Genomic DNA, 1,054 nt, shown 5'->3' with positions numbered 1-1,054 from the left:
GGTACGATCTGGATGTAATGCCCTAAAAGCAGCAAAGTCAGAAGCATTGCAACCCAAATCGAGAGAGCAGGTTGCCTCTAGATCCGGCATAAAAACGCGCTTCTCAGGGCTGAGGATTTTGGCCGACTCGCCCATGAAGCGAACGCCCGCAACAATGAGATTCTTGGCTGAATGATTCTTACCAAAGCGTGCCATCTCTAAAGAGTCAGAAACAAAACCACCAGTTGATAAAGCCAAATCTTGAATATCACCATCGACATAGTAGTGAGCCACCAATGCAGCATCTTTTTCAACCAGCAATTGCTTAATACGAGCAATCACTGCAGATTTATGTTCTCCATGCAATGGGGGAGGGGTTTTAGCCCAAGCTTGTGCAGTACAGGTTTCACCAGCAGCATTTTGCTGGGGGTAATCAAAGGAAATGGGGCTTGAGATCATAGGTAATTTTATCTCTATTGCGCTACTCACCACCATGCATCCTTCAATCTTAAAAAGGTAGCTTCGCTTCTGGCTTGGCACCCAACATTGCCACTTTAAACTCCGCCTGAATTCGCTTAATTGCCTCTTCAGTATCAGCCTCAAAGCGCATGACTACGACTGGTGTTGTATTTGAAGGCCTGGCCAAGCCAAAGCCATCGGCATACTCTACCCGCACCCCATCAATGGTGTTGATGGATTCAGAGGTAGGGAACTTGGCATTGGCTTTAATCGTTTCTAGCAAAGCAAATGGCTCACCTTCAGCACAAGCCAGCTGCAACTCTGGAGTGCAGATAGCGTTTGGCAGATTATTTAATGTGTCGCTTGGGTTTTTCTCTTTACTGAGAATCTCTAGTAGGCGGGCGCCTGTATACAGACCATCATCAAAACCAAACCAACGATCTTTAAAGAAGATATGACCACTCATCTCACCAGCAAGTGGGGCGCCAGTTTCTTTTAGCTTGGCTTTGACTAGGGAATGGCCTGTTTTCCACATGATGGGTTCGCCACCATGTTCTTTGATATAGGTTGCTAAATTACGAGTGCATTTCACATCATAAATAATTTGGCCGCCTGG

1 protein-coding gene and 1 pseudogene are annotated in these 1,054 nt (G+C 46.1%); both read right to left on the bottom strand.

Annotation, left to right across the window (positions count from 1 at the left end; translation table 11 throughout):
* Positions 1-438, bottom strand: a 438-nt coding sequence (gene nadA / locus B7X71_RS17660; RefSeq protein ID WP_293601702.1) for a quinolinate synthase NadA, incomplete at its 3' end; no start/stop codon positions are given.
* 49 nt (positions 439-487) lie between these two features.
* Positions 488-1,054: pseudogene (locus B7X71_RS17655) on the bottom strand (phosphomannomutase/phosphoglucomutase); the annotation flags it as partial.

It is taken from the genome of Polynucleobacter sp. 39-46-10, assembly GCF_002282275.1.
The sequence above is the reverse complement of the archived record's forward strand: the minus strand, read 5'-3'. Positions and strand labels throughout refer to the sequence as shown.